This is a genomic window from Pseudacidovorax intermedius (genome assembly GCF_003350475.1).
Taxonomy (GTDB): Bacteria; Pseudomonadota; Gammaproteobacteria; order Burkholderiales; family Burkholderiaceae_C; genus Xenophilus; species Xenophilus intermedius.
Genome location: NZ_QQAV01000009.1, coordinates 138,724 through 165,520, shown reverse-complemented (window position 1 = coordinate 165,520; position 26,797 = coordinate 138,724). Strand labels below are relative to the sequence as shown.

At 68.6% G+C, this 26,797-nt stretch carries 23 protein-coding genes and 2 tRNA genes; 6 read left to right on the top strand and 19 right to left on the bottom strand.

What is annotated here, in order from left to right; genetic code table 11:
- Nucleotides 1-19: 19 nt before the first annotated feature.
- From DFR41_RS20510 to rpsB, 6 genes are all read right to left on the bottom strand, one after another.
- On the bottom strand, nt 20-868 hold the full coding sequence (locus DFR41_RS20510; RefSeq protein WP_017757627.1) for a phosphatidate cytidylyltransferase: 849 nt from the start codon (nt 866-868) through the stop codon (nt 20-22).
- A gap of 12 nt (nt 869-880) precedes the next feature.
- Nucleotides 881-1,621 carry a polyprenyl diphosphate synthase gene (gene uppS, locus DFR41_RS20505; RefSeq protein ID WP_043112674.1) on the bottom strand — a complete coding sequence of 247 codons (741 nt, stop codon included), beginning with the start codon at nt 1,619-1,621 and terminating at the stop codon, nt 881-883.
- A gap of 70 nt (nt 1,622-1,691) precedes the next feature.
- Nucleotides 1,692-2,252 carry a ribosome recycling factor gene (gene frr, locus DFR41_RS20500; RefSeq protein ID WP_114804087.1) on the bottom strand — a complete coding sequence of 187 codons (561 nt, stop codon included), beginning with the start codon at nt 2,250-2,252 and terminating at the stop codon, nt 1,692-1,694.
- 15 nt (nt 2,253-2,267) lie between these two features.
- Complete coding sequence (pyrH, locus tag DFR41_RS20495) at nt 2,268-2,990, bottom strand: UMP kinase (RefSeq protein ID WP_043112667.1); 723 nt, start codon at nt 2,988-2,990, stop codon at nt 2,268-2,270.
- A 107-nt stretch (nt 2,991-3,097) separates the two neighbouring features.
- The gene (gene tsf, locus DFR41_RS20490) at nt 3,098-4,021 is read right to left on the bottom strand and encodes a translation elongation factor Ts (RefSeq protein WP_043112665.1); all 924 of its coding nucleotides are present in this window, start codon (nt 4,019-4,021) and stop codon (nt 3,098-3,100) included.
- 82 nt (nt 4,022-4,103) lie between these two features.
- A complete protein-coding gene (rpsB, locus tag DFR41_RS20485; RefSeq protein WP_017759734.1) occupies nt 4,104-4,865 on the bottom strand; it encodes a 30S ribosomal protein S2 in 762 nt (253 codons plus the stop codon).
- A 399-nt stretch (nt 4,866-5,264) separates the two neighbouring features.
- On the opposite strand from rpsB, the gene DFR41_RS20480 reads away from it, so the two are divergent.
- Together DFR41_RS20480 and DFR41_RS20475 are read left to right on the top strand one after the other, a co-directional pair.
- Entirely contained in the window at nt 5,265-6,521 is a 1,257-nt protein-coding gene (locus DFR41_RS20480; RefSeq protein ID WP_017759733.1) for a D-amino acid dehydrogenase, read from the top strand.
- Nucleotides 6,522-6,549: 28 nt separating this feature from the next.
- Nucleotides 6,550-8,019: an NAD(P)H-hydrate dehydratase gene (locus DFR41_RS20475; protein WP_114804086.1), complete on the top strand. Its 1,470-nt coding sequence runs from the start codon at nt 6,550-6,552 to the stop codon at nt 8,017-8,019.
- A 12-nt stretch (nt 8,020-8,031) separates the two neighbouring features.
- Here the strand turns inward: DFR41_RS20475 and DFR41_RS20470 are convergent, their stop codons facing one another.
- Both DFR41_RS20470 and rnr read right to left on the bottom strand, forming a co-directional pair.
- Nucleotides 8,032-8,811, bottom strand: a complete 780-nt coding sequence (locus tag DFR41_RS20470) for an SDR family oxidoreductase (protein ID WP_114804148.1) — start codon at nt 8,809-8,811, stop codon at nt 8,032-8,034.
- A gap of 88 nt (nt 8,812-8,899) precedes the next feature.
- The gene (gene rnr, locus DFR41_RS20465) at nt 8,900-11,215 is read right to left on the bottom strand and encodes a ribonuclease R (protein WP_114804085.1); all 2,316 of its coding nucleotides are present in this window, start codon (nt 11,213-11,215) and stop codon (nt 8,900-8,902) included.
- A 42-nt stretch (nt 11,216-11,257) separates the two neighbouring features.
- Between rnr and DFR41_RS20460 the strand changes: the two genes are divergently transcribed.
- Both DFR41_RS20460 and DFR41_RS20455 read left to right on the top strand, forming a co-directional pair.
- Nucleotides 11,258-11,342, top strand: a tRNA-Leu gene (locus DFR41_RS20460).
- Between the two features lie 205 nt (nt 11,343-11,547).
- Nucleotides 11,548-11,632, top strand: a tRNA-Leu gene (locus DFR41_RS20455).
- Between the two features lie 91 nt (nt 11,633-11,723).
- On the opposite strand, the gene rimO is transcribed toward DFR41_RS20455, so the two are convergent.
- A complete protein-coding gene (gene rimO / locus DFR41_RS20450; RefSeq protein ID WP_425326715.1) occupies nt 11,724-13,112 on the bottom strand; it encodes a 30S ribosomal protein S12 methylthiotransferase RimO in 1,389 nt (462 codons plus the stop codon).
- Between the two features lie 426 nt (nt 13,113-13,538).
- Here rimO and DFR41_RS20445 point away from each other — a divergent pair, with 426 nt between their 5' ends.
- Together DFR41_RS20445 and DFR41_RS20440 are read left to right on the top strand one after the other, a co-directional pair.
- Nucleotides 13,539-14,183, top strand: a complete 645-nt coding sequence (locus DFR41_RS20445; protein WP_231394193.1) for an ABC transporter ATP-binding protein — start codon at nt 13,539-13,541, stop codon at nt 14,181-14,183.
- Complete coding sequence (locus DFR41_RS20440; protein ID WP_017762034.1) at nt 14,180-15,010, top strand: ABC transporter permease; 831 nt, start codon at nt 14,180-14,182, stop codon at nt 15,008-15,010. Before DFR41_RS20445 ends, DFR41_RS20440 begins: the two co-directional genes overlap by 4 nt.
- Nucleotides 15,011-15,069: 59 nt before the next feature.
- Here the strand turns inward: DFR41_RS20440 and DFR41_RS20435 are convergent, their stop codons facing one another.
- The 10 genes from DFR41_RS20435 to DFR41_RS20390 all read right to left on the bottom strand — a co-directional run bounded on the left by DFR41_RS20435 (nt 15,070) and on the right by DFR41_RS20390 (nt 26,733).
- On the bottom strand, nt 15,070-16,398 hold the full coding sequence (locus tag DFR41_RS20435) for an ATP-binding protein (RefSeq protein WP_114804084.1): 1,329 nt from the start codon (nt 16,396-16,398) through the stop codon (nt 15,070-15,072).
- Complete coding sequence (locus DFR41_RS20430) at nt 16,395-17,054, bottom strand: response regulator (protein WP_017762036.1); 660 nt, start codon at nt 17,052-17,054, stop codon at nt 16,395-16,397. The genes DFR41_RS20435 and DFR41_RS20430 overlap by 4 nt, the downstream gene beginning before the upstream one ends.
- 9 nt (nt 17,055-17,063) lie before the next feature.
- Complete coding sequence (locus tag DFR41_RS20425) at nt 17,064-17,561, bottom strand: CHRD domain-containing protein (protein ID WP_081682239.1); 498 nt, start codon at nt 17,559-17,561, stop codon at nt 17,064-17,066.
- Nucleotides 17,562-17,623: 62 nt separating this feature from the next.
- Nucleotides 17,624-18,835, bottom strand: a complete 1,212-nt coding sequence (locus DFR41_RS20420; RefSeq protein ID WP_114804147.1) for a patatin-like phospholipase family protein — start codon at nt 18,833-18,835, stop codon at nt 17,624-17,626.
- Nucleotides 18,836-18,983: 148 nt separating this feature from the next.
- Entirely contained in the window at nt 18,984-19,991 is a 1,008-nt protein-coding gene (locus DFR41_RS20415; protein ID WP_114804083.1) for a Bug family tripartite tricarboxylate transporter substrate binding protein, read from the bottom strand.
- 47 nt (nt 19,992-20,038) lie between these two features.
- Entirely contained in the window at nt 20,039-21,970 is a 1,932-nt protein-coding gene (locus DFR41_RS20410; RefSeq protein ID WP_114804082.1) for an acyl-CoA synthetase, read from the bottom strand.
- Nucleotides 21,970-22,962 (bottom strand): tripartite tricarboxylate transporter substrate binding protein, encoded by a 993-nt coding sequence (locus DFR41_RS20405; RefSeq protein ID WP_114804081.1) that lies wholly within the window; start codon nt 22,960-22,962, stop codon nt 21,970-21,972. Before DFR41_RS20405 ends, DFR41_RS20410 begins: the two co-directional genes overlap by 1 nt.
- 233 nt (nt 22,963-23,195) lie before the next feature.
- Nucleotides 23,196-24,401, bottom strand: a complete 1,206-nt coding sequence (locus DFR41_RS20400) for a CaiB/BaiF CoA transferase family protein (protein ID WP_017757984.1) — start codon at nt 24,399-24,401, stop codon at nt 23,196-23,198.
- Entirely contained in the window at nt 24,398-25,540 is a 1,143-nt protein-coding gene (locus tag DFR41_RS20395) for an acyl-CoA dehydrogenase family protein (protein WP_114804080.1), read from the bottom strand. Before DFR41_RS20395 ends, DFR41_RS20400 begins: the two co-directional genes overlap by 4 nt.
- Nucleotides 25,537-26,733, bottom strand: a complete 1,197-nt coding sequence (locus DFR41_RS20390; protein WP_114804079.1) for an acyl-CoA dehydrogenase family protein — start codon at nt 26,731-26,733, stop codon at nt 25,537-25,539. The genes DFR41_RS20395 and DFR41_RS20390 overlap by 4 nt, the downstream gene beginning before the upstream one ends.
- Nucleotides 26,734-26,797: the final 64 nt, after the last annotated feature.

Below are 26,797 nucleotides of genomic sequence, written 5' to 3'. Positions count from 1 at the left end.
CGGAATCCCTTGAAGAAGATCAGGCCAGTGACGACAGCATCATCGCCAGTGGCAGTGTCGGAAGCAGCGCATCGATGCGGTCGAGCACGCCACCGTGGCCCGGCAACAGTCCGCTGCTGTCCTTGGCGCCGGCGCTGCGCTTGATGAGCGACTCGACCAGGTCGCCCACCACGCTCATCGCGGCAAGGAACACAACGCCCAGCAGCAGCAGCCACCAGCCGCGTGCAGCCAGGTGCGTGTACAGGCTGGGGACCACGGCAGCGGCCGCCCGGTCCGCCCAGACCCAGCACACTGCCAGCACGATCACGCCAACCACGCCGCCCCACACGCCTTCCCAGCTCTTGCCAGGGCTGATGGCTGGCGCCAGCTTGCGATGGGTGAAGCGAAGGCCGAAGGCGCGGCCCGCGAAGTACGCGAACACGTCGGCCACCCAGACCAGGACGAGAATCGACAGCAGGAAATTGATGCCGATGGTGCGCGCCTGCACCGCCGCCAGCCAGGCCGCCCACAGCGCCAGCAGCCCGCCAACGACACGGACGGCCTTTGGAATGTGCGGCCAGCCCGGCACCGCCAGTTTCAGCAGTGCGGCGCCACCCAGCACCCAGGCTGCGCCGGCCACCGTCCACAGCAAAGGCAACGGCTTCGACAGCAGCCCCAGCCACCACGACAACGCGCACAGCAGCACCATCTCGCCACCCAGCAGCAAGGCGATGCCCTGGCGGTAACCGTTGAGACGGCCCCATTCCCAACCTGCTGCGGCCACCAGCACCAGCATGACGCCGGCGAAAGGCTCGGGCGATGGGTAGAAGAGCGCCGGCAGCAGAACGGCCAGCAGGACGAGGGCGGTGATGATGCGCTGCTTCAGCATGGAGACCGTCGCTCAGGCCACCTGGCTTTGCAGCGGCTGCGGTTGGTGGCCCGCCACCAACTGCTCAGAGGTCTTGCCGAAGCGACGCTCGCGGCCACGGAAGGCCTCGATCGCCAGATCGAGCGCGGCCTCGTCGAACTCCGGCCACAGGCAGTCTGTGAAGTACAGCTCGGAATAGGCGCTCTGCCAGAGCAGAAAGTTGGAGAAGCGCTGCTCGCCCCCGGTGCGGATCACAAGGTCCGGATCAGGGCTGTGCGCCAGCGCCATGGCCCGGCCGAGGCTTTCCTCGGTGATGGGATGACCATGCCGGGCCAACTGGGCCGCCGCCTGGGCGATGTCCCAACGGCCGCCATAGTTGAAGCAGATGTTCAGCACCAAACGCGTGTTCTGCGCAGTGTCCGCCTCGGCCTTGGACAAGCCCGACACAAGCCGGGCCGACAAGGCGGTGCGATCACCCACGAAATGCAGTTGCACCCCGTCCGCAGCCAACCGTGGCACCTCGCGCTGCAACACCAGCAGCAGCAGGTCCATCAGGCCGGAGACTTCGTCCTTGGGCCGGTTCCAGTTCTCCGAGGAAAACGCAAAGACAGTCAGCACCTCGATGCCGCGGTCGGAGCAGGCTCGGACGCAGCGGCGCAGTGATTCGACGCCTTGACGGTGGCCGGCCACCCGAGGAAGGAACCGGCGCGTCGCCCAGCGGCCGTTGCCGTCCATCACGATGGCGACATGGCGCGGCACACGTTGGGCAGTCATGGACGGGTCGGCTCCTGGCTCCGGCGTTCCGGAAAAGACACGGGGAATGGGCGACGCGACAGGGCGGGCCTCAGACGGCCAGGATGTCGGCTTCCTTGGCCGCCACCAGCTTGTCGATCTCCGCGATGTAGCGGTCGGTCATTTTCTGGATCTCGGCCTCGGCGCGCTTCTGGTCGTCTTCCGACGCCGCCTTGTCCTTGACCAGCTTCTTGACCGACTCGTTGGCATCGCGGCGCAGGTTGCGCGTGGCCACCTTGGCGTTCTCGCCCTCGTGGCGCGCCAGCTTGGTCATCTCCTTGCGGCGCTCCTCGCTCATCGGCGGCATCGGCACGCGGATCAGCTCACCCATGCTGGCGGGATTGAGGCCCAGATCGCTTTCGCGGATGGCCTTCTCGATCTTGGCGCCCATGTTCTTTTCCCAGGGCTGGACGCTGATGGTGCGCGCGTCGAGCAGGGCCACATTGGCCACCTGCGACAGCGGCACCTGCGAGCCGTAATACTCGACATGGATGCTGTCCAGCAAGGCCGGATTGGCGCGGCCCGTACGGATCTTGGCGAGATGGCCCTGCAGCGCGGTCAGCGTCTGCTTCATCTTGGCTTCGGTCCCGGTGCGGATATCGGCAATGGTCATGATTTGTTCTCGTTGTCAGACATGCACCAAGGTGCCTTCGTCCTCACCCAGCACCACGCGCTTGAGGGCACCGGCCTTGAAGATGGAGAACACCTTGATGGGCAGTTTCTGATCGCGGCACAGCGCGAAGGCGGTCGCGTCCATGATGCCGAGGTTCTGGGAAATGGCCTCGTCGAAGGACAGCGATGAATAGCGCTGGGCCGACGGATCCTTCTTGGGATCGGCGCTGTACACGCCGTCGACTTTGGTGGCCTTGAGCACCAATTCGGCGCCCACTTCGGCACCCCGCAATGCGGCGGCGGTGTCGGTCGTGAAGAAGGGGTTACCGGTGCCGGCGGCGAACACGACCACCTTGCCCTCTTCGAGGTACTGAAGCGCCTTGGGCCGCACGTACGGCTCCACCACCTGGTCGATGGCGATGGCCGACATGACGCGCGCGGTCAGGCCCTGCTTGTTCATGGCGTCGGCCAGGGCCAGCGAGTTCATCACCGTGGCCAGCATGCCCATATAGTCGGCCGTCGCGCGGTCCATGCCCACGGCACCGCCCGCGACGCCGCGGAAGATGTTGCCGCCGCCGATGACCACCGCCACCTCGACGCCCAGACGCACCACTTCAGCCACTTCCTCGACCATGCGCACGATGGTCGCCCGATTGATGCCGAAGGCGTCGTCGCCCATCAGCGCCTCGCCCGACAGCTTGAGAAGAATACGCTTATGGGCGGGAGAGGCGTCTTGCATAGGCAATGGAACAGAATGTTGAAGCGGGAGGGAGTGTACGTGGTGAGGCGCAAGAAAAAAGCGGTGGCACGCCCCGTTACAGGGCCCGCCACCGCCTGCGCGGACGATCAGGCGCCGGCCTTGGCGGCAGCCACCTGTGCAGCGACTTCGGCCGCGAAGTCGTCGACCTTCTTCTCGATGCCTTCGCCGACGACGTACAGGGTGAAGCCCTTCACGGTCGTGGCCTTCTCCTTGAGCATCTGCTCGACGGTCTGCTTGTCGTTCTTGACGAAGGCCTGGTTGAACAGCGAGACCTCCTTGAGGTACTTCTGCACGCCGCCTTCGATGCGCTTGGCCACGATGTCGTCGGGCTGGGGCTTCTTGCCTGCAGCTTCGGCGGCCTTGCGGTCCTCTTCAGCCTTGCCGGCGGCCACGGCGCGTTCCTTCTCGATCAGCTCGGCGGGCACGTCGTTGGCGGACAGCGCCACGGGCTTCATGGCGGCCACGTGCATGGCCACATCCTTGGCAGCCGTGTCGTCACCTTCGTACTCGACGACCACGCCGATGCGCGTGCCGTGCAGGTAGGAAGCCAACTTGGCGCCGGTGTCGAAGCGCTTGAAGCGGCGGATCGACATGTTCTCGCCGATCTTGCCGATCAGGCCCTTGCGCACGTCTTCCAGCGTGGGGCCGAAGCCGTCCTGGCTGTATTCCAGGGCGCCCAGCGCGGCCACATCGGCCGGGTTGTGCTTCGCGACCAGCTGTGCTGCGGCCTGCGCCATGGCGATGAAGCTGTCGTTCTTGCTCACGAAGTCGGTTTCGCTGTTGACTTCGACCAGCGCACCGACGGTGCCTTCGATGCTCGCAGCGACCACGCCTTCGGCGGTGATGCGGGCGGCGGCCTTGCCGGCCTTGCTGCCCAGCTTGACGCGCAGCAGCTCTTCGGCCTTTTCCATGTTGCCTTCAGCCTCGGTCAGGGCCTTCTTGCATTCCATCATGGGGGCATCGGTCTTGGCGCGCAGCTCGGCGACCATGCTTGCGGTAATTGCTGCCATGTCTTAACTCCGTAGATCGTTTTCAGTAGCCAGAGGAACGAAAAAGGGGCCACGAAGCCCCTTCTCCGGACCGCCTTGGAAATCAGGCCGAGGCGGAAGCGTTGTCTTCGACTTCGACGTATTCGTCGCCCTCGCCTTCGGCGACGGCCTTGACCACGTCATTGACTGCATTGTTGCGGCCTTCGATGACAGCATCAGCGATGCCACGGGCGTACAGCGCGACGGCCTTGGAGGAGTCGTCGTTGCCGGGGATCACGTAGTCGATGCCTTCGGGCGAGTGGTTGGAGTCGACCACGCCGATCAGCGGAATGCCCAGCTTGCGGGCTTCGGACACGGCGATCTTGTGGAAGCCCACGTCGATCACGAAGATGGCGTCCGGCAGGGCGTTCATGTCCTGGATGCCGCCGATGTCCTTCTCGAGCTTCTCGATCTCGCGGGTGAAGGTCAGCTGTTCCTTCTTGGACATGCCTTCGAGGCCAGCTTCCTGCTGGGCCTTCATGTCCTTGAGGCGCTTGATGGAGGTCTTGACCGTCTTGAAGTTGGTCAGCATGCCGCCGAGCCAACGGGTTTCGACGAAGGGCATGCCAGCACGGCGGGCTTCGTCGGAGACGATTTCACGGGCCTGGCGCTTGGTGCCGACAAACAGGATGGTGCCGCGGTTGGCAGCCAGCTGCTTGGCGTATTTCTGCGCGTCCTGGAACATCGGCAGCGACTTTTCCAGGTTGATGATGTGGATCTTGTTCCGGTGGCCGAAGATGAACGGAGCCATCTTGGGGTTCCAGAAACGGGTCTGGTGGCCGAAGTGGACGCCGGCTTCCAGCATCTCACGCATGGTGGTGGACATTGCAGTTCTCCAAAGGTTGGGTCTTGAATCCAGCCCGCATATCGCACCGGGCAGCAAGGCCTGGTGGCGAACACCTTGAATGGGCTGGTTCGCGGATGAATTCCGCCGGCAAGCCACACAGCCACATGCTGCCCTGGGCCCAACCCGGCATGCAGAAAGACAGCCGGGACCGACGAAACCGCGGGAGTGTATCACGTGCCCGCCCCTCCTCGACGGCAGCGCCCCGCCAAGCGGCCGCCCGGCCAGGCCTCGCAGATCGACGGACGACGGCAGCGGAATCGCTTCCCCGCAGATCCGGTCAGGCCGGGTCCGCCAACAGCCGGCAACAAACGTTGCCTGAACTATGCTCCGCGCATCGGCTGACCGCGCGCGGCGTGCCCTGCCCTCCTCTTCTCTCCAATGAAAATCGCCATCGTGGGCGCCGGGATCATCGGCGTCACCACTGCCTGGGAACTGGCCTGCGACGGCCACGACGTCGCCGTCTTCGAACGCCGCCAGGCGGCCGCCGAGGAATCGAGCTTCGCCAACGCCGGCGTTGTCGCCCCCGGCTACGTCACACCGTGGGCCGCGCCGGGCATGCGCATGAAGGTGCTGCGCTCGCTGCTGTCGGCCCATGGCGCCATCAAGCTGCGCTGGCCACTGCACCGCCGCGACCTCGCCTTCATGCGCGCCTGGCAGAAGGCCTGCCGGCTCGAGACCTACCTGGCCAACCGCGGCCGCATGCAGCGCCTGGCCTTCTACAGCCGGCAGCGCCTGCACGGGATCGTGGAAGGCCGCGAGCTGGCCTATGAGCGCAGCGATGGCTACCTCGTCCTGCTGCGCGGCGCGCGCGAACAGAAGCTGATCCAGCCCGGCCTGGACGTCCTGCGCGAAGCCGGCGCCGCCTTCGAAGTGGTCGACGCCGATGCCGCCCGCCGCATCGAGCCCGGCCTGGCCGAAGGCACGGCCCTGGCCGGTGCCATCCACCTGCCCCAGGACGAGGTCGGCAACTGCCGGCAGTTCGCGCTGCTGCTCAAGCGCGAAGCCGAGGCCCTGGGGGCCGCGTTCCATTTCGGCTGCGACATCGCGCCGCTGTCGGCTGCGCATCCGCGTTCGCTCAGCCTGGCCTCGGGCTCCGAGTCGGTGGCATTCGATGCCATCGTCGTCTGCGCCGGCCTGGGCGCCGTCCCGCTGCTGGCGCCCCTCGGACTGCAGATCCCTCTCGCACCGGTGTACGGGCACTCGATCAGCGCACCGATACGCGAGCCCTTGAATGCACCGCGCAGCGCCGTGATGGACGAGCGCTTCAAGGTGGCCATCTCGCGGCAAGGCCAGCGGGTGCGCGTGGCGGGCGGCGCCGAACTCGGCGGCGAGCCCGGCCGCATCCATCCAGCGGCGCTGCCGACGCTCTTCAAAGTGCTGCAGGACTGGTTTCCGGGGGGCGTCAATCTGAGCGCAGGCATGCAGCAGTGGAAGGGCGCGCGCCCCATGCTGCCCGACGGGCCGCCGATCATCGGCCCGAGCGGCGTTCCCGGCGTATGGCTGAACCTGGGCCATGGCTCCAGCGGCTGGGCGCTGTCATGCGGCAGCGCACGCGTGCTGGCCGATCTGGTGGCCCGCCGCGAGCCCGAGGTGGACATCGACGGCCTGGGCATGGAGCGCCTGCTGCGGCGCTGAGCCGCGCGGGTTCAGGCATGCTCGCACCATGCACCGCCTGGACCTCACCCTGCCCCATCCGCTGCACGGCATCGCCGCATCACGGCGTATCGAACGAGCCGCTGCCGCCCACCTTCCTGCGCACACGCTCATGCGGCGTGCCGGCGCGGCGACGGCGCGCCTGGCCATGGCCCTGGCCCCGCACGCGCGCTGCATCTGGATCGCCTGCGGCCCCGGCAACAACGGCGGCGACGGCTTCGCGGCGGCCCTCGAACTGGTGCGGCGCGGCCGGCGGGTGACCGTCACCTTCGACGGGGACGCGCAGCGGCTGCCCTCCGACGCGCGCGACGCCTTCGACCGTCTGTGCGCGGCCGGCATCCCCATCGCCCCTGAGGCGCCCGTGCACTTTGACCTGGCCGTCGACGCGCTGCTTGGCCTGGGCGCCTCGCGAGCGCCCGGTGGCCGGATGCGCGATCACCTGCGCCGCATGCAGACCAGGGGCGCGCCCGTACTGGCGGTCGACCTGCCCAGCGGCCTGGACGCGGACACAGGGCAGTCTTCGGTGGATCCGGGCGTTGCAGGTCCGGGCCTGCGCCACTGCCTGAGCCTGCTCACGCTCAAGCCCGGCCTGTTCACGGCGCAGGGCCGCGATGCGGCGGATGTGGTGTGGTTCTACGACCTGGGGGCCGATCGAGCCAGTGTCCCGCCGGATGCTCGACTGCCTGGGCGCCCGGCACATGCCTCGCGCCCGCACGACAGCCACAAGGGCAGCTTCGGCGACGTCGCGGTCATCGGTGGTGCCCCGGGCATGACCGGCGCGGCGTGGCTCGCGGCCACCGCTGCGCTGCATGCGGGCGCAGGCCGTGTGTTCGTGGGCCTGCTGGACGACGAAGCGCCCTCGCCCGCGGCCGACGATGCGCTCATGCGCCGCAACCCTCGGTCACTGGCGCTTGACCGGATGACGGTGGTCTGCGGGTGCGGGGGCGGCACGGCCGTGGACGCGCTCCTGCCCGAGGTGCTCTCCCGCGCGAAGTCGCTGGTGCTCGATGCCGATGGCCTCAACGCACTCGGGCGCCACCCGGGTTGGCGCGAACTGCTGCAGAAACGAGCGCAGGCCCATCGGGCCACCGTGCTCACGCCGCATCCGCTCGAGGCCGCAAGGCTGCTGGAGACCGACACCCAGGCCGTGCAGGCGGATCGTCTGGCCGCGGCAAGCCAGCTTGCGCACGCCTTGGGCTGCACCGTCGTGCTCAAGGGCTCCGGCTCGGTGATCGCAAGCCCCGACGACTGCCCCCGCATCAATCCCACGGGCAACGCACGGCTGGCCACCGGTGGAACCGGCGACGTGTTGGCCGGCATGGTGGGCGCGGCCCTGGCATCCGGCCTCGATCCGCAAAGCGCCGCGACCCAGGCCGTGTGGTGGCACGGAGCGGCCGCGGACGGCTGGCCCGCCGACCGTCCGTTCAGCGCGTCGCAACTGGCGCGCCAAGCCGGCCTCGGACTGGCGCCGCCCGCCTGACGCGCACGCCCGTCAGCCGCGACCGACGAACGGCATCTTGGTGGCCATCACCGTGTGGAAGAGCACATTGGCCTCCAGCGGCAGATTGGCCATGTAGAGCACCGACTGGCCCACGACGTTGACGTCCATCGTCGGCTCGACCGCGATCTCGCCATTGGCCTGCGGCACGCCGCGCTGGAACTTGGCAGCCATCTCGGTGAGCGCGTTGCCCACATCGACCTGGCCCACCGCGATGTCGTACTTGCGGCCATCGAGCGCACCCGTCTTGGTGAGGCCGGCCACTGCATGCTTGGTGGCCGTGTAGGCCATGGAGTTGGGCCGCGGCGTGTGGGCCGAGATGGACCCGTTGTTGATGATGCGCCCACCGCGCGGCGACTGGTCCCGCATGGCGCGGAAGGCGCGTTGTAGGCAATAGAACATGCCGTTGAGGTTGATGTCGACGACGCCCTTCCATTGCTCGGGCGTCCAGTCCTCGAAAGGACCGGGCGGGTTGCTCACGCCGGCATTGTTGAAGAGCAGGTCGACCCGGCCATAGCGCTGCAAGGTGGCGGCAAAAAGCGCATCCACCGAGTCGGGCTGGGTCACATCGGTCGGCACGGCGAAGACACGCTCGCCCGCGCCGGACTCGTCGGTCACGGCCTCCAGCGGCTCGGGGCGGCGACCCGCCAGCACCACGCTCCAGCCGTCCGCCAGCAGGGCCAGGGCGGAGGCACGGCCGATGCCGGAGCCGGCGCCAGTGACGATCGCGATGCGCGGCGCGCGGGCCGCAGGATTGGAACTCTTGTCGGTCATGGAAAGGAACCCGGCCACCGGCCGCATCGCCGGGACGATGCAGGAAGCCGATGGCCTTTCGGGTGGAGTCTCAGGGTGAAGGGAAAACTCAGGGACGCGGCGGACGGCGCTTCTTCTTGATCTTGCCAGCCGCCTTGTTGACGGCCGATTTCAGCGCCTGGATCGGCGAAGCCGGCAGGTTGCCTTCGTGGCGCGACGAATTGGACGCCGCACGCTGGCGCGACTGCCGCTTTTCCGACGCCTTGACCGGCACGCCCTGCGCTGACACGCCCTTGTCGCGCATGGCGCGGGCGGTGAGGTCCTCGCCCTCGCGCACCAGGCGGAAGTCGATCTTGCGGCCATCCAGGTCGACGCGGCTCACCTGCACCCGCACGCGCGTGCCGATGGAATAGCGGATGCCGGTGCGCTCGCCGCGCAGTTCCTGCCGCGCCTCATCGAACTTGAAGTACTCGCCGCCCAGCTCGGTGATGTGCACCAGGCCCTCGACATACATCGCGTCCAGCGTAACGAAGATGCCGAAGGTGGTGGCCGCCGTGACGACGCCACCGAACTCTTCGCCCAGATGCTCGCGCATGTACTTGCACTTGAGCCAGGCTTCGACGTCGCGGCTCGCCTCGTCAGCGCGACGCTCGTTGGCGCTGCAGTGCAGGCCGGCAGCCTGCCAGGCCTGCGTTTCCTTCGTCTGCGCCGCAGGCAGCTTGGCCGGCGCCTGCGTCGGCGCCTTCACGCGCGAGGCGAGCCGCTTGGCCAGCTTGGCATGCGCCTCGCCCGGCGTGGGCAGCACCGGCAGCTGGTAGCGCGCGCCGCCGAGGATCGCCTTGATCACGCGGTGCACCAGCAGGTCCGGATAGCGCCGGATCGGACTGGTGAAGTGCGTGTAGGCGTCATAGGCCAGCCCGAAGTGGCCGCTGTTGATCGGCGTGTAGATCGCCTGCTGCATCGAGCGCAGCAGCATGGTGTGGATCTGCTGCGAATCGGGGCGTCCCTTGGTCGCTTCGGCGATGGCCTGGAACTCGGAGGGATGCGGCTCGTCGGTGATCGACATGCCCACGCCCATGGCCCGCAGGTAGTTGCGCAGGATCTCCTTCTTCTCGGGCGTCGGGCCCTCGTGCACGCGGAACAGGCCCGGGTGCTTGCTCTGCGCGATGAAATCGGCACTGCAGACGTTGGCGGCGAGCATGGCCTCCTCGATCAGCCGGTGGGCCTCGTTGCGCGTGCGCGGCACGATCTTCTCGATGCGGCCGGATTCGTCGCACACGATCTGCGTCTCGGTGGTTTCGAAGTCCACGGCGCCGCGCTTGCTGCGTTGCGCCAGCAGGGCGCGGTACACGTCCGCCAGGTTGAGCAGGTCCTGCACGCGCTCCTTGCGGCGCGCTGCTTCGGGGCCGCGCGTGTTGGCGAGGATGGCCGCCACCTCGGTGTAGGTGAAGCGGGCGTGGCTGTGCATCACGGCCGGATAGAACTGGTAGGCCTCGATCTCGCCTTCGGCCGTGATCACCATGTCGCACACCATGCACAGGCGGTCGACGTCCGGGTTGAGCGAGCACAGGCCGTTCGACAGCTTCTCCGGCAGCATCGGGATCACCCGCCGCGGGAAGTACACGCTGGTGGCGCGGTCGTAGGCGTCGATGTCGATGGGCGAGCCGGTCTTCACATAGGCGCTGACATCGGCAATGGCGACCAGCAGGCGCCAGCCGGTCTTCGCGGTCTTGCCACGGCCCATCTTCATGGGCTCGCAGTACACCGCGTCGTCGAAGTCGCGCGCGTCCTCGCCGTCGATGGTGCACAGGGGAATGTCGCGCAGGTCGATGCGGTGCCGGCGGTCAGTGGGCCGCACCTTGTCGGGCAGCGCCTTGGCCTCGGCCAGGCACGCCTCGGAGAACACATGGGGCACGCCATACTTGCGCACCGCGATCTCGATCTCCATGCCGGGGTCGTCGATCTCGCCCAGCACCTCGGCCACGCGACCCACAGGCTGACCGAACAGGGCTGGCGGCTCGGTGAGCTGCACCACGACCACCTGGCCCGTCTTGGCGGTGCCGGTGGCGCCCTTGGGAATCAGCACATCCTGGCCGTAGCGCTTGTCCTCAGGCGCCACCAGCCAGACGCCTCCTTCGTTCAGCAGCCGCCCGATGATGGGCTGCGCAGGGCGCTCCACGATCTCGACCACCCGCCCTTCCGGGCGCCCCCGCCGGTCGGTGCGCACGATGCGCGCCTTGACCCGGTCCTTGTGGAGCACCGCCCGCATCTCGTTCGGTGGCAGATACACATCGGCTTCCCCGTCGTCGCGCTGCACGTAACCATGGCCATCACGGTGACCTTGCACCGTTCCTTCGAACTCTTCCAACAAGGGGTTGGCAACTGCGGGATTTTTGATATGATCTCCTTCTTTCCTGAAACGCATACAAATTTTGACGTTAACCCCTCTAGGGTACGACAGAAATTGGCCCAGGTGGCGGAATTGGTAGACGCACTAGTTTCAGGTACTAGCGAGTAACATCGTGGAGGTTCGAGTCCTCTCCTGGGCACCAACAAAAAGCCGCCGGCAACCCCGGCGGCTTTTTCATTTGTGAGAGCCATTGCTGCTCCGCAGGCGTCCAGGCTCCCGGCCGACCGCCTGCCGGAATCAGGCAGCAAAGATTTTTCGGCAGTCAGTTGCACAACTCTCCTGATCGCTGATATGATCGCAGGCTTTCCTGAAACGGATATGTTCCTCGCGAAAGCGATGGATATTGAGCCCAGGTGGCGGAATTGGTAGACGCACTAGTTTCAGGTACTAGCGAGTAACATCGTGGAGGTTCGAGTCCTCTCCTGGGCACCAAGACACAGCAAAAAGGCCATCTTCGGATGGCCTTTTTGTTTTTGCGCGTGATGCGTTGGCATGGGACCGGCGAGGCCCCCTCCACTCCCGCTCAAATGGGGAGCGCCACCAGATCGTGCCCCTCTGCGGCGACGATGCGCGCCTTGGTGAACTCGCCCACCTTCATCGTCTTACTGATCTTCTCGGGCGGCAGCAGTCGCACCACGCCGTCGATCTCGGGCGCGTCGGCGTAGCTGCGGCCCACCCCACCCTTGCGCCCCAGGCCTGGCGCCGAATCGACCAGCACCTGCATGGTCGCGCCCACGCGACGCTGCAGACGTTCGGCCGACACGGCCTCGGCCACCTCCATGAAGCGCGAACGACGTGCCTCGCGCTCGGCCTCGGGCAGCATGCCAGGCAGTTCGTTGGCGGCGGCGCCATCCACGGGGCTGTAGGCGAAGCAGCCGGCACGGTCGATCCCGGCGGCGCGCACGAAGTCCAGCAGGTGCTCGAACTCCTCCTCCGTCTCACCCGGGAAACCGGCGATGAACGTGCTGCGGATGACCAGTTCCGGGCACATCTCGCGCCAGCGCGCGATGCGCTCCAGATTCTTCTCGCCGCTGGCCGGACGCTTCATGCGCCGCAGCACGTCGGGATGGCTGTGCTGCAGCGGCACATCCAGGTAAGGCAGAACGCGACCTTGAGCCATCAGCGGAATGACCTCGTCCACGCTCGGATACGGGTAGACGTAATGCAGGCGCACCCAGGCGCCATACGGCTCGGCGATATCCCCCAGCGCAGCGACCAGGTCGAGCATGCGCGTTCGCACCGGCTTGCCGTCCCAGAAGCCGGTGCGGTACTTGATGTCCACGCCATAGGCGGAGGTGTCCTGGCTGATGACCAGCAACTCCTTGACGCCGCCTTCGAACAGCGCCTTGGCCTCCTTGAGGACATCGCCGATGGGCCGCGACACCAGATCGCCGCGCATTGACGGGATGATGCAGAAGGTGCAGCGGTGGTTGCAGCCTTCGCTGATCTTCAGGTACGCGTAGTGGCGGGGCGTGAGCTTGATGCCGGCGGGCGGAATCAAATCGATGAAGGGGTCGTGCGGCTTGGGCAGGTTGGCGTGGACCGCATCCATGACCTCCTGCGTGGCATGCGGGCCCGTCACCGCCAGCACAGCAGGATGCAGCTCGCGCACCAGGTTGCCGCCGCCGTCGCCGCTCTTGGCGCCCAGGCAGCCGGTGACGATCACACGGCCGTTCTCGGCCAGCGCCTCGCCGATGGTGTCCAGGCTTTCCTTGACCGCATCGTCGATGAAGCCGCAGGTATTGACGATCACCAGATCGGCGCCCTGGAAGGTCTTGGAGGTCTGGTAGCCCTCGGCGCTGAGCTGGGTGAGGATCAGCTCGGAATCGGTCAGCGCCTTGGGGCAGCCGAGAGAGATGAAGCCCACGCTGGGTGCGCGCTTCGGCTCGTCGGTCATCGTTGGGGTGTTCATGGTCAGGACTGGTATGTGGCTACACGCGTGTTGTCGGGCCCGCGCCGAGCCAAGGGAACGGGCACAGAGCGCCATGCGGCCTACTCGGCGCGCTGGGTTGCAGCGCACGGCCCACAGCGGGCCGAGGGCGGACGCATCAAGATGAAGCCCTGTCGGCCCGCCATCAGTGGCACTTCAGATCGGGCACGCCGGGGTATTTGGGGCCACCATCGAGTCTGGCTGATGCGGCTCGCGCTCTGGCTTTGGCGGAAGGCCCGAGCGACTCCCGGATCGAGCCCATCGGGGCCACGGCCCAAAGGGCCCGGATTGTAGATGCCGGAATCCCATTGCAGCGTCATGGCCAGAAGCACTCCTTACCAGCGCCGATGCCCTCAGCAGTCCGACACCGAGGTCCCGGGGTCCTGGCCTGAGCCGCCTTACCATGGCGTGCATCTCGAAGCGAGCGCGCAGCGGATGCAGACAATCCCACCCCGGCTAGTGGTCCGAAATCTTCAATCGCCACGCTCTGGCCCCCACGCATTCCAGCTCGAGCGCGGCGAATGTGTCGCGATCAGGGGGCGCTCCGGCTCCGGCAAATCGGTCCTGCTGCGTCTGATCGCCGACCTCGATCCCTCGAACGGCGGCACCGTCGAGCTGGACGGCCAGCCACGGGAGCAGTTCAGCGGGCCCCAATGGCGCCGTCGAGTGATCTACCAGTCGGCGGAGCCGGCCTGGTGGGCACCCACGGTGGGTGACCATTTCGACGCCGCTCAGCGCTTGCGTATCGCGACGATGGTCGAGGCACTGGGCCTGCCGCAGACATCGCTCGACGCCGAGGTTCTCCGCTTGTCCACCGGCGAACGGCAGCGATTGGCGCTCCTGCGCTCACTGGCCCGTGACCCTGCCGTGCTGCTGCTGGACGAGCCCACGGCCGCACTGGATTCCGAATCGACGCAGGCCTATGAGGACCTGCTGCATGGGCAATGCACGCAGGGGCTGGCGATCCTCTGGGTGACACACTCGGACGAGCAGGCCCACCGGGTGGCAGCGCGCTCGCTGGTGGTCGACGGCGGTCGCGTGTCAGCGTCATGAACGTCATCCACCTCCATTTCACCGACATCGCCCTTGCTGCGCTGCTTGCGCTTGTCAATGCGGCCCTGTCGCTGCTGCTTCAGCTACGCGTGCACCGGCAGATGCTCTGGGCCGCCATGCGCATGGCGGTGCAGCTGCTGCTGGTGGGCTGGGTGTTGAGGCTCGTGTTCCAGACGCAATCCCCACTGGCGACCGCGCTGGTCGCCTTCGTCATGGTCGCCGCCGCTGCACGCGAGGTGGCGGCCAGGCCAAGCTGGCGGCTGTCGAACGGAGGCAACTTCGGTATCGCCGCCGCCACGGTGGCAATATCCAGCGCGGCCACCGTGGTGCTGGCGTTGCTCACCGCGATCCGGCCGAACCCCTGGCATGACCCGCGCTATGCGATCCCGCTCCTGGGCATCGTGCTGGGAAGCGTGCTCAATGCAGCCAGCCTGGGACTGGACACCTTCTTCGACGGCATCGCCCTGCACCGGCCCGGTGTCGAGGCCCAGCTGGCGCTCGGCCTGCCCATGAAGACGGCATTGCAGGAGCTGGTTCGCACGTCCGTCCGACGCGGGATCATTCCGATCATCAACCAGATGTCGGCCGCCGGCATCATCACCCTGCCCGGCATCATGACCGGACAGCTGCTTGCAGGAATGGATCCCATCGACGCGGCGAAGTACCAGATCGTTCTTCTTCTGCTGCTCACGGGGGCGGGCGGACTGGCGTGCGTCGGCGCTGTCTTCATGGCAGCCCGACTGATCTCGGATGACCGGCAACGACTGCGCCTCGACCGGCTCAGCCCCGCCAAGCCCGCTCGACCGGATGCGACCGGAAAGGGCTGAACTCTTCGTTCACGGAGGTCAGAGACGGGCAACTCGTGCCTGCGGCGTGGCGGCCTCGATCAGCCTCGAAACTGCACCCGCACGCGCAGCCCGCCCAGCGTGGCCGAGCGGTCCAGCGCCAGCTCCGCGCCATGGAGTTGCGCGACCGAGCGAACGATGGCCAGCCCCAATCCGCTGCCCGACGCACCGGCGTCCGGGGCACGATAGAAACGGTCCCAGACCCGCTCCCGGTCCGACTCGGCCAGGCCGGGTCCCGAGTCCTCGACCATCAGCGCCGCGCCGCCGTCCTCGTTCTGTTGCACGGTCACGTCCACGCGCCCGCCTTCAGGCGTGTACTTGACGGCGTTGTCCACCAGGTTGCGCAGCAGGATGCGCAGCGCGTCCACATGGCCCGCCACGCTGACGGCGTCGGCGCGCGCCAGACCCAGGTCGATGCGGCGGGATTCGGCGACGGGCAACGCATCTGCGATCGCCTCGCGAGCCAGCGCTGCCAGGTCCACCGGCACGGCCTCGCCGCCGGCCGCGGCATGGGCCTCGTTGCGTGCCAGCGTCAGCAACTGCTCCACCAGCCGCGTCGCCCGGTCGATGCCGGCGGCCAGGCGCTGCACAGCCTGCTCATGCGCCGCCGGATCGCTGGCGCGGCGCAACAACTGCACCTGCAGCTTGAGCGCCGCCAGCGGCGAGCGCAGCTCGTGCGCGGCATCGGCCACGAAATGCTTCTGCGCGTCGAAGGCCCGCCGCACGCGCTCGAAGAGCAGGTTGAGTTCGGCGACCAGCGGACGCACTTCCTCGGGCAGGCCTTCCTCGCCCACGGGCGACAGGTCGTCGGGCTGCCGCGAGGCCACCTGGCTGCGCACCCGCGAGACCGGCGCCAGGGAGCCGCTCACCACCCACCACACGACCAGCATCAGCAGCGGCGCCATCAGCGCCACGGGGGCGACGGTGCGCAAGGCGAGGCTGCCGGCCATCTGCCGCCGCGCTGCCATGTCCTGCGCCACCTGAATGACCAGGCCGCGCGTCTGCATCGACAGCACGCGGTAGGTGGTGCCGCGCGCATTCACCTCGGCGAAGCCCAGCACGGCCAGTTGCGGCAGCAGCGCCTCGTCGGCGGATTCGAAGATGCGCTGGCCGTCCTGCGTCCACACCTGCACGACGAAGTCGAAGTTCTGCTCCGAGGGACCGAGACCACTCACGGCAGCGCTGGGTGGCAGGCCGGAGCGCAGCGACAGCGCCATCTGCTGCATGTGGTAGTCGAAGATGGCATCGGCCTCGCGCAGCACGGTGCGATAGGTCACGGCGGCCTGGATGCCACCGGCCAGCACGATGGCCGCCAGCAGAAAGGCCAGCAGCCGGGCCCGAAGCGAGCGCATCAGCCGCGGGCGATTCATTCCTTCGGGACCATGTAGCCCACGCCGCGTACGTTGCGGATCAGGTCCGCGCCCAGCTTCTTGCGCAGGCCGTGGATGTAGACCTCGACCGCATTGCTGCTGATCTCGTCCTTCCAGCTGTAGAGCTTCTCTTCGAGCTGAGGCCGCGAGAGGATGAGGCCAGGCCGCGCGATCAGCGCCTCCAGCACTGCCCATTCGCGGGCCGAGAGCACCATCGGCTTGCCGTCGACCGTGGCCTCGTGCGTGGCGGGGTTCAGGCTCACGCCCTTGTGCTCGTACACCGGCTCGGCCCGGCCGGCGGCGCGGCGCAGCAGCGCACGGATGCGGGCCAGCAGCTCGTCCAGGTCGTAGGGCTTGAGCACGTAGTCGTCGGCACCAGCGTCCAGCCCTTCGACGCGCTGCTGCACGGCGTCGCGCGCGGTGGTGATGAGCACCGGCATGCGCTGCTTGCGGGCGCGCAGGCCGCGCAGCACTTCCAGGCCGTCGCGGCGCGGCACGCCCAGGTCCAGCAGCACCAGGTCGTAGTCCTGCGTGCGCAGGGCCGACTCGGCGGCCTCGCCGTCCTTGACCCAGTCGACGGCATAGTGCTCGGCGCGCAGCAGGTCGAGCACGGCCTCGCCGATCATGAGGTCGTCTTCCAGCAGGAGCAGTCGCATGGCCCGGGCTCAGCGGCGCTCGATGAGCTGGCCGCGCAGCTCGCCGTCGGGATAGCGCGTCGTGTGCAGGTTCACGTACCAGCGGCCGGCCAGCAGTTCGGCCTGTTGCGAGGGCGTGAGATTGGCCCGGCCTTCGGGCGCGCGATTGGGCGAGGCGTCGATGGTGATGACCGGCGGCGCGTTCATGCCGATCAGCGCCGGCCCGTGGAAATGCGCCGCAGTCACCGGACCGCTCAGGTTGCTGTAGGCCAGACGCCAGCGCAGCAGTCCGGTGCTCTTGTCGAGCACCGCATCGAGCGTGCCGGTGCCCATGCTGGCGGCAGGCGGCACCTGGTTGCGGCCGTCCAGGCGAGTGCTGAAGGCCGCCAGTTGCGGCTCGCGCGGCGGCTGGGGCCGGGGCGCCGGCGTCGGCACGTCCAGCGGCACCGAGGTGCAGCCAGCCAGCACGGCGGCCAACAGGCCCAAGCCCAGGATGCGACGGGAAGGAAGATGCGAGTTAACAGGCATGCGGGCGACCTTATCACTGCGATGCGGCGGGGCCAACCAGGAACGGCGGTACGTCGGCGGCCTCAAGCGGAAGGTGCCGTGTCCACCCCGGTGCCGGGCCGGCGCACGCGCGCATGGTCGGGCCGGGCCAGGTCGTAGGTGGTGACGCCGCCGCCCTGCACCTGCCGCTGCAGCCATTCCGGATGCGCGAGCGAGTGGCGCATGTCGCGAAGGCCATCGGCCCAGTGCGCATCTATCGCCAGGCGGGAGAACTCGTAGTCCTTGGCGTCCTGCTCCCATTCGGCGGGCCGGTGGATGAGGTGCACCACGTCGATGGGCTCGCTGCGCAGGTGCTGGCAGAGCGCGCGCAGTCCCGGCTCTTCCAGCATCTGGGGCGGCAGGCGCTCCAGCAGGCCGGCCAACGCCTGCTGGAGGTTGACGTTGGCGCCCAGCACGTCGGTGTTGAGCCGGGTGCGGCTGGAGTACTGGATGTCCTTCTGACGGGCGGTGACCTCGGCCAGTGTCGTGGGCATGGGTCCGACGGCGCTGAACAGATCCACCTGCAGCACGAGCAGGCGGCGGTTGCGTTCATGCTCGTCCAGCACGTACTGCAGCGGGGTGTTGGAGACGATGCCACCATCCCAATAGTCCTCGCCGTCGATGTGCACCGGCGGAAAGCCCGGCGGCAAGGCGCCGCTGGCCATGATGTGCTCGGGCCCGATACGCACGCGACGGTTGTCGAAGTACACCGAGTTGCCGTTGCGCACGTTGACCGCCCCCACCGACACGCGAATGCCGTCGTCGTTGAGGCGGTCGAAGTCCACCAGCCGCTCCAGCGTGGACTTGAGCGCGGACGTGTCGTAGTAGCTCAGGACCGGCGCCGCGCCGCCGAGAAGCAGCGTCGGGTCGACGCGCGGCGAGAAGAATCCGGGAATGCCCATCGCGACGGCCGCGTTGGCGCTGAACTGCGCGAGCAGCCGGCGCTCCCCTGCCCAGATGGGCAGTTGCTGGCCCGGTGCCGACGAGACCAGCTGCCAGAACTCGCGCAGCCGCTCGACACGCCGCTCGGGCGGGTTGCCCGCGATCAGCGCCGCATTGATGGCGCCGATGGAAACGCCCGCCACCCAGTCGAGTGCGTGGTGCTCGCTGGACAGGCCTTCGTACACACCGGCCTGGTAGGCGCCGAGTGCGCCGCCGCCCTGCAGCACGAGGGCGCGCACGGTGCGGCTGTCGCTGGCCGCTTCGGCCGGGGTGGGTGGAACGGAAGACGGGGTCGGGATTCGTCGGGAAGCCATGGCCGCATTGGACACCACGCCCTTGACTGCCAGCCGACCTGGGCAGATCGGCCCCCGTGGATGGAAGGCGCATGCCGTCCGCCGGCCGCACTGCGCCCTGGCGCCCTGGCGCCCTGGCGCCCTCGCGCCCTCGCGCCCTCGCGCCCGCTCAGTCCAGGCTGGCGCCCGACTCCTTCACCAGCGCCTCCCAGGCCGGCGCGTCGCGCTTGTAGGCGGTGGCAAAAGCCTCCGGCGTGGACGCGGCCACCGAGAACCCCATGGCCACGATGCGCGCCCGGATGTCGGGCTGTTCGCACAGCAGCTGCACCTCGCGCGACATGCGCTGCACGATCTCCGGCGGCGTGCGCGCCGGAGCCGCCATGCCGACGAAGCCGACGATGCGGTAGGCGTCCTCGCGCATGCCCTGCTCGGCCAGCGTGGGCAGCTGCGGCAGGATATCCATGCGCTGCTCGCCCGTCACACCGATCAGGCGCAGCCGGCCGGTGTCGGCATGCGGCTTGGCGCCCAGCGCGCTGGCGAAGGCCATCTGGATCTGGCCGCCGATCAGGTCCTGCAGCATCAAGGCCTCACCCTTGTAGGCCACGTGCGCCATGTCGGCGTTCTGGCTGCGGCTCATGAAGGCGCCGCCCAGGTGCGCGTACGAGCCGATGCCCCAGGAGCCATACGAGACCTTGCTGCGGTTGGCCCGCACGTAGGCCAGCAGCTCCTGCGCGTTCTTCGCCGGCACGCTCGGGTGCACGGCCAGCACCACGGGTGCCACGGCCACTTGCGAGACCAGGGCCAGGTCCTTCTGCGGGTTGTACGGCAGCTTGCTGTAGAGGAACTGGTTAATCAGCAGCGAAGTGCTCAGCGCCACGGTGAAGGTGCTGCCGTCCGGCGCGGCCTTGGCCACCATGTCGGTGCCCAGGATGCCGCCGGCCCCGCCGCGGTTGTCGACCACGATGGGCTGGCCCAGCTTCGGCGCGAGCTTCTCCGACAGCAGGCGCGCCACGATGTCGGTGGCGCCGCCGGCGTTGAAGGGCACGACGAAACGGATCGGCTTGTCGGGCCAGCCGGACTGGGCGTGTGCCAGCGGCAGCAGGCCGACAGCGCCAGCCGCGGCCGTGGCGCGCAGCAGGCGGCGGCGGGTCAGGCCGAGGGGATGGGTCGAGGTCATGGTCTTGTCTCCTTTTCTTGCTTCCACTTGAAATCGTCGGGCGATGCTCAGCCGTCCCGCAGGTGCACCTTCACGGGCAAAGGGTCCAGGGCGGCCTGCAACGCTGCACGCGCGTCGTCGGTCCAGCCGGCGCCGAGGTGCACGGCCACGTCGGCGGCGCCCTCGGGCTCGATGCGCGCGGCGCCTGCGCCTTCGCCCTGCCCCGCCACGGTCTGCCGCACCACCGTCACCGCGGCCATCTGCCGCAGTTCGGGCTTGTAGATCTTGCCCACGTTGGTGGTGGGCAGGGCCGGCAGCACCGCCACCCACTTCGGCCGCGCCGGCGGCTCGTCCACGCGGGCGCTGGCGAAGGCCAGCAGCTCGGCCTCCGTGGCCTCGGCGCCCGGCCGCAGCGTGGCAAAGAGCACCGGCAGCTCGCCCGCATAGGCATCGGGGGCACCCACGGCGGCGCAGGTCTGCACGGCGGGATGCGCGCCCAGGGCGTCTTCCAGCATGCCGGGGTCGATGTTGTGGCCGCCGCGGATGATCAGGTCCTTGGCGCGGCCGGCCAGGTGCAGCAGGCCCTGCTCGTCCAGCCGGCCGAGATCGCCCGTGGCCAGCCAGCCATCGGGCGTGAAGGCCTTGGCCGTGTCCCGCGGGTCCAGGTAGCCCGGAAAGACGTTGGGCGACTTGAACAGCACCATGCCCGTCTCGCCGGGCGCCACCTCGCGCGCGCTGGCGCCGCCCTGCGCGTCGAGCGCCACGATGCGCACCTGCGCATGCGGCGGCACGAAGCCCACGCAACCGGCCGGCGCATACACGCCGCGCGGCGTGACGCTGCTGATGCCGGCCATCTCGGTCATGCCGAAGCTCTCGTGCACATGCAGGCCGAACAGCCGCTCGAAGCGCGCGCCCAACTCAGCCGGCAGCGGCGCCGCGCCGGTACGGCAATAGGTGATGGAGGAAATGTCGGCGCCTTCCAGCGGCACATTGGCGAGCGCCGCCAACATGGTGGGCACGGCCGCAAGCACGGTGGGCCGGTAGCGCTCGACGAGCTTCCAGTAGTTGCGCACCACCTCGCGGTTGCGCATCAGCAGCGTGGTCGGGATGACGATCTCGGCACCGGCCGAAAGCGACGCCAGCGCGCCCGGCAGCACGCCTGCCACATGGAACAGCGGGAAGCCGGCGATGCCGACGTCGGCACTGTTCGTGCCCTGCGTGACGACGCTCGCCCAGGCGGTGAAGATCTGGTTGCCGTGCGTGTGTCGGGCGAGCTTGGGCGCGCCCGTGGTGCCGCCGGTGTGGAAGCAGGCCGCCACGTCCTCGGCGGCGATCACGCGGCCGCTCACCAGAAGGTCGTCGGGCTGGGCTGCCAGAACCTCCTGGAAGTGCAGCGCCCCGGGCGGCAGCGCGGGCGCATCCGCGGGCGCCTCATCATGCGGCGCCACGCGCAGCACATGCCGCAGGGTGGGCACGCGCGCCTGCAGCCGCAGGGCCTTGTCCCAATAGTCCGCATCTTCCGGCGCGCCGTAGGCGATCAGCGCCTTCGCGCCAGTGGCCTGCAGCAGCGCCGCCAGCTTGTCCTCGGTCAGCAGCGGATTGAGCGGCTGCACGATGCAGGCCGCCTGACCACCCCAGTGGGCCAGGTGGTATTCCAGGCAGCCGGGCAGCAGCACAGCGACGGTGTCCGTGGGGCCCAGGCCCAGCGCATACAGCGCATTGGCCGTCTGGTGCATGCGGGCCAGCAGTTCGGCATAGGTCCAGCGCACCGGCGGCGTGTCGGGGTTGCCGTCGCGCAGGAAGGTGAGCGCCGTCTTGTCGCCAAAGGCCAGCGCCGCGTTGCGGATCAGCTCGTAGGTGCTGCGCGCAGGCAGCGACTCGGCCAGCGGGGTGGCCGCCAGTCGCTCGATGTCGGCCCGGCTGCGCACGGGAAACGGCGCGGCCAGCGGCGGATGCCGTGGCGGCCAGGCCTGGGCGGAAGACGCGGCGGCGGCAGCCATCAGTTCACCGCCACCTGCTTGTCACGGATCACCTTGCCCCATTTGTCGAAGTCGGTGCGCATGCGGCTGGCCATCTGGGCCGGCGGCTGCCAAGCGGCGATGGCGCCAGCCTGGATCAGGCGCTTCTGGATGTCGGGCTCCGCCAGGATCGCCTTGACCTCGCGGCTCACGCGGTCGATGACCGGCTGGGGCGTGCCGGCCGGCGCCAGCAGGCCACCCCAGGACACGGCGTCGAAGCCCTTGAAGCCCTGCTCGGCCACCGTCTTCACCTCGGGCAGTTGCGCGATGCGCTGCGGCGAGCCGACGGCAATGGCGCGCAGTTTTCCCGCCTGGATGTGCGGCAGGGCCGCGACCAGGTCGGCATACATCACGGGCACCTGGCCACCCAGCAGGTCGGTCACGGCCGGCGTGCCGCCCTTGTAGGCGATGTGCTGCATGTCGAAGCCGCCCAGGTCCTTGAGCATCTCGGTCGTCAGGTGGCCGAAGCTGCCCGGGCCCGAGCTGGTGTAGTTGAGCTTGCCGCCCTCGGCCTTGGCCTTGGCGATGAGGTCGGGCAGCGTCTTCACGTCGGGCAGCACGGCGGGGTTGACCACCATCACGATGGGCAGGTCGTACACCGTGGCGACGGGCGCGAAGTCCTTGGCCGTGTCGTAGCCGGCGCTCTTATACAGGTGCGGCGCCAGCAGCGTGGGCGTGGCCAGCATCATGAGCGTGTAGCCGTCCGGCGCGCTCTTGGCGACGAACTGCGCGGCGATGGTGCCGGAGGCGCCGGCGCGGTTCTCCACCACCACCGGCTGCTTCAGGCGCTCGGCCAGCTTCTGGCCGACCAGACGCGAAGCCGTGTCGGTGGGGCCGCCCGGCGGGAAGGGCACGATCAGCTTGATGGGCTTGTCGGGCCAGGCCTGGGCGGCGGCCGGCAGTGCGGCCAGGCCGAGGGCGCCGGCCGCGGCGGCGAGAAGAAGGCGGCGGGCGTTGTGGGCTCGCTGGGTCATGGTGATGTCTCCAGGTCCTCGTGGGACCGTGTCGTCAAAAAAAGAAAGCCGACTGCCCGAGATGCAGATCGGTTCACCCGTTCGCTCTGAGCTTGCCTGTCCTAAGCCCGCCGAAGGGTCGAAGGGCTTTGACACGCGCGTGCCCGGCTTCGACAAGCTCAGCCCGAACGGACCTGGGTTCATTGGCCCGCATCGGACAGACGCCCGCTTGGGAGGCTGCCGCAGCAAAGCATTCAGAGCGCGCCGGACTGCCGCAGCGCCGCAACGCGGCTCGCGTCCAGGCCGAGCAACTCACTCAGTACATCCTCGGTGTGCTGAGCCAGGCCGGGCGGCGCGCGGCGCACCGGCACGCGGGCGCCATCGAGGCGGTAGGGCGGCGCGAGCACGGGCACTGGAACGTCCGGCGCATCAGCCTCGGCGTACTGCGTGAGCAGCCCCGCATCGGCGGTGCGCTGGGACTGCAGCGCCTCCAGCAGGCCCAGCACCTCGCCGCAGGGAATGCCCGCGGCGCGCATGCGTTCGAGCAGCAGCGCGCGCGGGCGCTTGGCCAACTCGGCGCGCAACTCGGGCAGCAGCGTGTAGCGGTTGCGCGAGCGCGCGAGGTTGGTGGCATAGCGCTCGTCGGTCGCCATCTCGGGCCGCTCGATGACGTCGGTGCAGAAGCGCTGGAACTGCGTGTTGTTGCCCACGGTGATCACCACCGGGCCGTCTTGCGCATCGAACACACCATAGGGCACGATGGACGGATGCGCATTGCCGTACTTGGGCGGGTCGCCGCCCTGCAGCAGCGCCTCCATGCCGTAGTAGGCGGTGATCATCAGGCCGCAGTCGTACAGCGCCATCTCCACATGGCGTCCCTGGCCGGTGCGCTGGCGGTCGAACAGCGCGGCCAGGATGGCCTGCGCCGAATACATGCCGGTGAACATGTCCACCGCCGCCACGCCGAACTTGAGCGGGCCCTGCCCTTCCTCGCCGTTCAGCGCCATCAAGCCGGCCTCGCCCTGCACCACCAGGTCGTAGCCGGGGCGCGCCTTCTCGGCGCCGCCGCGCTCGTAACCGGTGATCGAGCAGTACACCAGGCCGGGGTTGATCGCGCGCAGCGCCTCGTAGCCCAGGCCCATCTTCTCGATGCCGCCGAACTTGAAGTTCTGGATCAACACGTCGCACTTGGCGGCCAGCTCGCGCGCGAGCTGCTGGCCCTCGGCCGTGCCGAGATCGATGCCGATGGAGCGCTTGTTGCGGTTGGCGCTGTTGAAGTAGCTGGTGTTGCGCGCGCCCACGCGCAGGCCCCAGTCGCGCGTGTCGTCGCCGCGGCCGGGATGCTCCACCTTGATGACCTCGGCCCCCAGGTCGCCCAGGGCCTGGGCGCACATGGGGCCGGCCAGCACGCGCGAGAGATCCAGCACGCGCACGCCTTCGAGCGGCAGGCGCATCGTCATGCCGGCACCTCCGCGCTCAGCGCCATGTAGCGCGCCAGGTGGTGGTCCTCGTCGCCGAACTGATGGTCGATCATGACCAGGCGCTTGGCATAGTGCGACAGCGGCAGCTCCCAGGTCATGCCGATGCCGCCATGCAGCTGGATGCTCTCTTCGGCCACCTTGGTGCCGATGCGGCCGATGCTGTACTTGGCGGCCGAGAGCGCCCTCTCGCGCGCCAGGCGGTCGTCACCGTCGATGGCCGCTGCCGCGTTGATGACGGCGGAGCGCGCCTGCTCCACCTCCAGCAGCAGGTCGGCCATGCGGTGCTGCAGCGCCTGGAAGCTGCCGATCGGCACGCCGAACTGCTTGCGGGTGCGCAGGTACTCCAGCGTGTCTCGCTTGGCGATTTCCATGGCGCCCAGGGCCTCGGCGCATAGGGCCAGCACGCCCCAGCCGACCGCGCGCTCCAAAATGCCCGCGCCCTCGCCTTCCGCACCCAGCAGTGCATCGGCGGGCAACTGCACGCCGTCGAGCGTCAGCTCGGCCACGCGGCCGCCGTCGATGCGCGGGCAGTCGCGACGCAGCAGGCCGGGCGCGTCGCCGGACACCAGGAAGAGCGAGATGCCTTGTGCATCGTCGATGGCACGGCCGGTGCGGGCCGAGACCAGCAGCAGGTCGGCCTGCGCGCCGAGCGCCACCACGGCCTTGGCACCGTCGAGCCGCCAGCCCTCGCCCTGCCGCACGGCGCGCGTCGCCACACGGTGGACTTCGTAATGCGAGCCGGGTTCGTCATGCGCCAGTGCGGCGAGGGTGCCGCCATCCACCAGACCGGCCACACGGGCCTGCTGCGCCTCGCTGCCCGCGGCGGCCAGGGCCTGGCCCACCACCAGCGCGCCCAGGAAGGGCTCGACCACCAGGCCCTTGCCCAGGCTCTCGAACACCACGGCCACGTCGAAACCGCCGCCTCCGAAGCCGCCCACAGCCTCGGGCAGCAGCGCGCCGATGGCGCCGATCTCGGCCATCTGCGCCCAGTGCGCGCGGCTGAAGCCCTCGTCGCTCTTCGCGATGCGATCGCGGGCTTCGAAGCCGTACTGGTCGGCGATGAAGCGGTCCAGGGAGTCCGCCAGCATGCGGCGGTCTTCGGTGTGTTCGAAGTTCATAGGCCGAGGATCATCTTGGAGATGATGTTCTTCTGGATCTCGTTGGAGCCGCCGAAGATCGACAGCTTGCGGTTGTTGAAGTACTGGGCGGCCAGCGGCGCGGCCTCCTCGGGGCCGACGGCGGGCTCGTCCCAGCCTGCGTACAGCGCGGCCTCGATGAAGGGTTGCGCATAGGGGCCCATGGCGCGGCGCGCCAGCGACGAAATCTCCTGCCGGATCTCGGTGCCGCGGATCTTGAGCATGGAGCTTTCCGCTCCCGGCACGCCACCGCCGGCCACGGCGGCGATCACGCGCAGGTTGGTGGTCTTCATGTTCTCCAGGTCGATCTCCACCTTGGCCAAGCGGGCGGAGAAGAGCGGGTCCTGCGACAGCGGCCGGCCGTTGCGCTGCACCTTGGCGGCGATGCGCTTGAGCTTCTCGAGCGCGGCCACCGAGAAGCCCACGCCCGCGATGTTGGTGCGCTCGTAGGTCAGCAGGTACTTGGCATAGGTCCAGCCCTTGTCCTGCTCGCCCACGAGGTTGGCGGCCGGCACACGCACATCGGTGAAGAAGACTTCGTTGACCTCGTGCTCGCCGTCCAGCGTGATGATGGGCCGCACCTCCACGCCGGGCGAATCCATGTCCACCAGCAGGAAGCTGATGCCCGACTGGGCCTTGGCCTCGCGGTTGGTGCGCACCAGGCAGAAGATCATGTTGGCGTAGTGGCCCAGCGTGGTCCAGGTCTTCTGGCCGTTGACCACGTAATGGTCGCCGTCCAGCACGGCCGTGGTCTTGACCGAGGCCAGGTCCGAGCCGGAGCCGGGTTCGGAATAGCCCTGGCACCACCAGTCCTCGCCGCTGAGGATGCGCGGCAGCCAGTGCTGCTTCTGCGCCTCGCTGCCGTACTTGATCAGCACCGGCCCGAGCATGTTGACGCCGAAGGGCACGATGCGCGGCGCGCCAGCCAGGGCGCATTCGTTCTCGAAGATGAACTTCTGCACCGCGCCCCAGCCTGGACCACCGTACTGCTTCGGCCAGTGGTTGGCCAGCCAGCCGCGCTCGTTGAGGACGCCGTGCCACTCGATCATGTCCTCGCGCGTCAGGCGCAGGCCGCGCTTGACCTTGTCGGCGATACGCGCGGGCAATTTGTCGCACAGGAACTGCAGCACCTCGCTGCGGAAGGCCTCTTCCTCGGCCGTGAAATTCAGGTCCATGGGTGGTCCTTGGGGTGAGCACCGCCCTGCGCCTACCGGCGCATCAGCGGTGTCGGGGATCGAT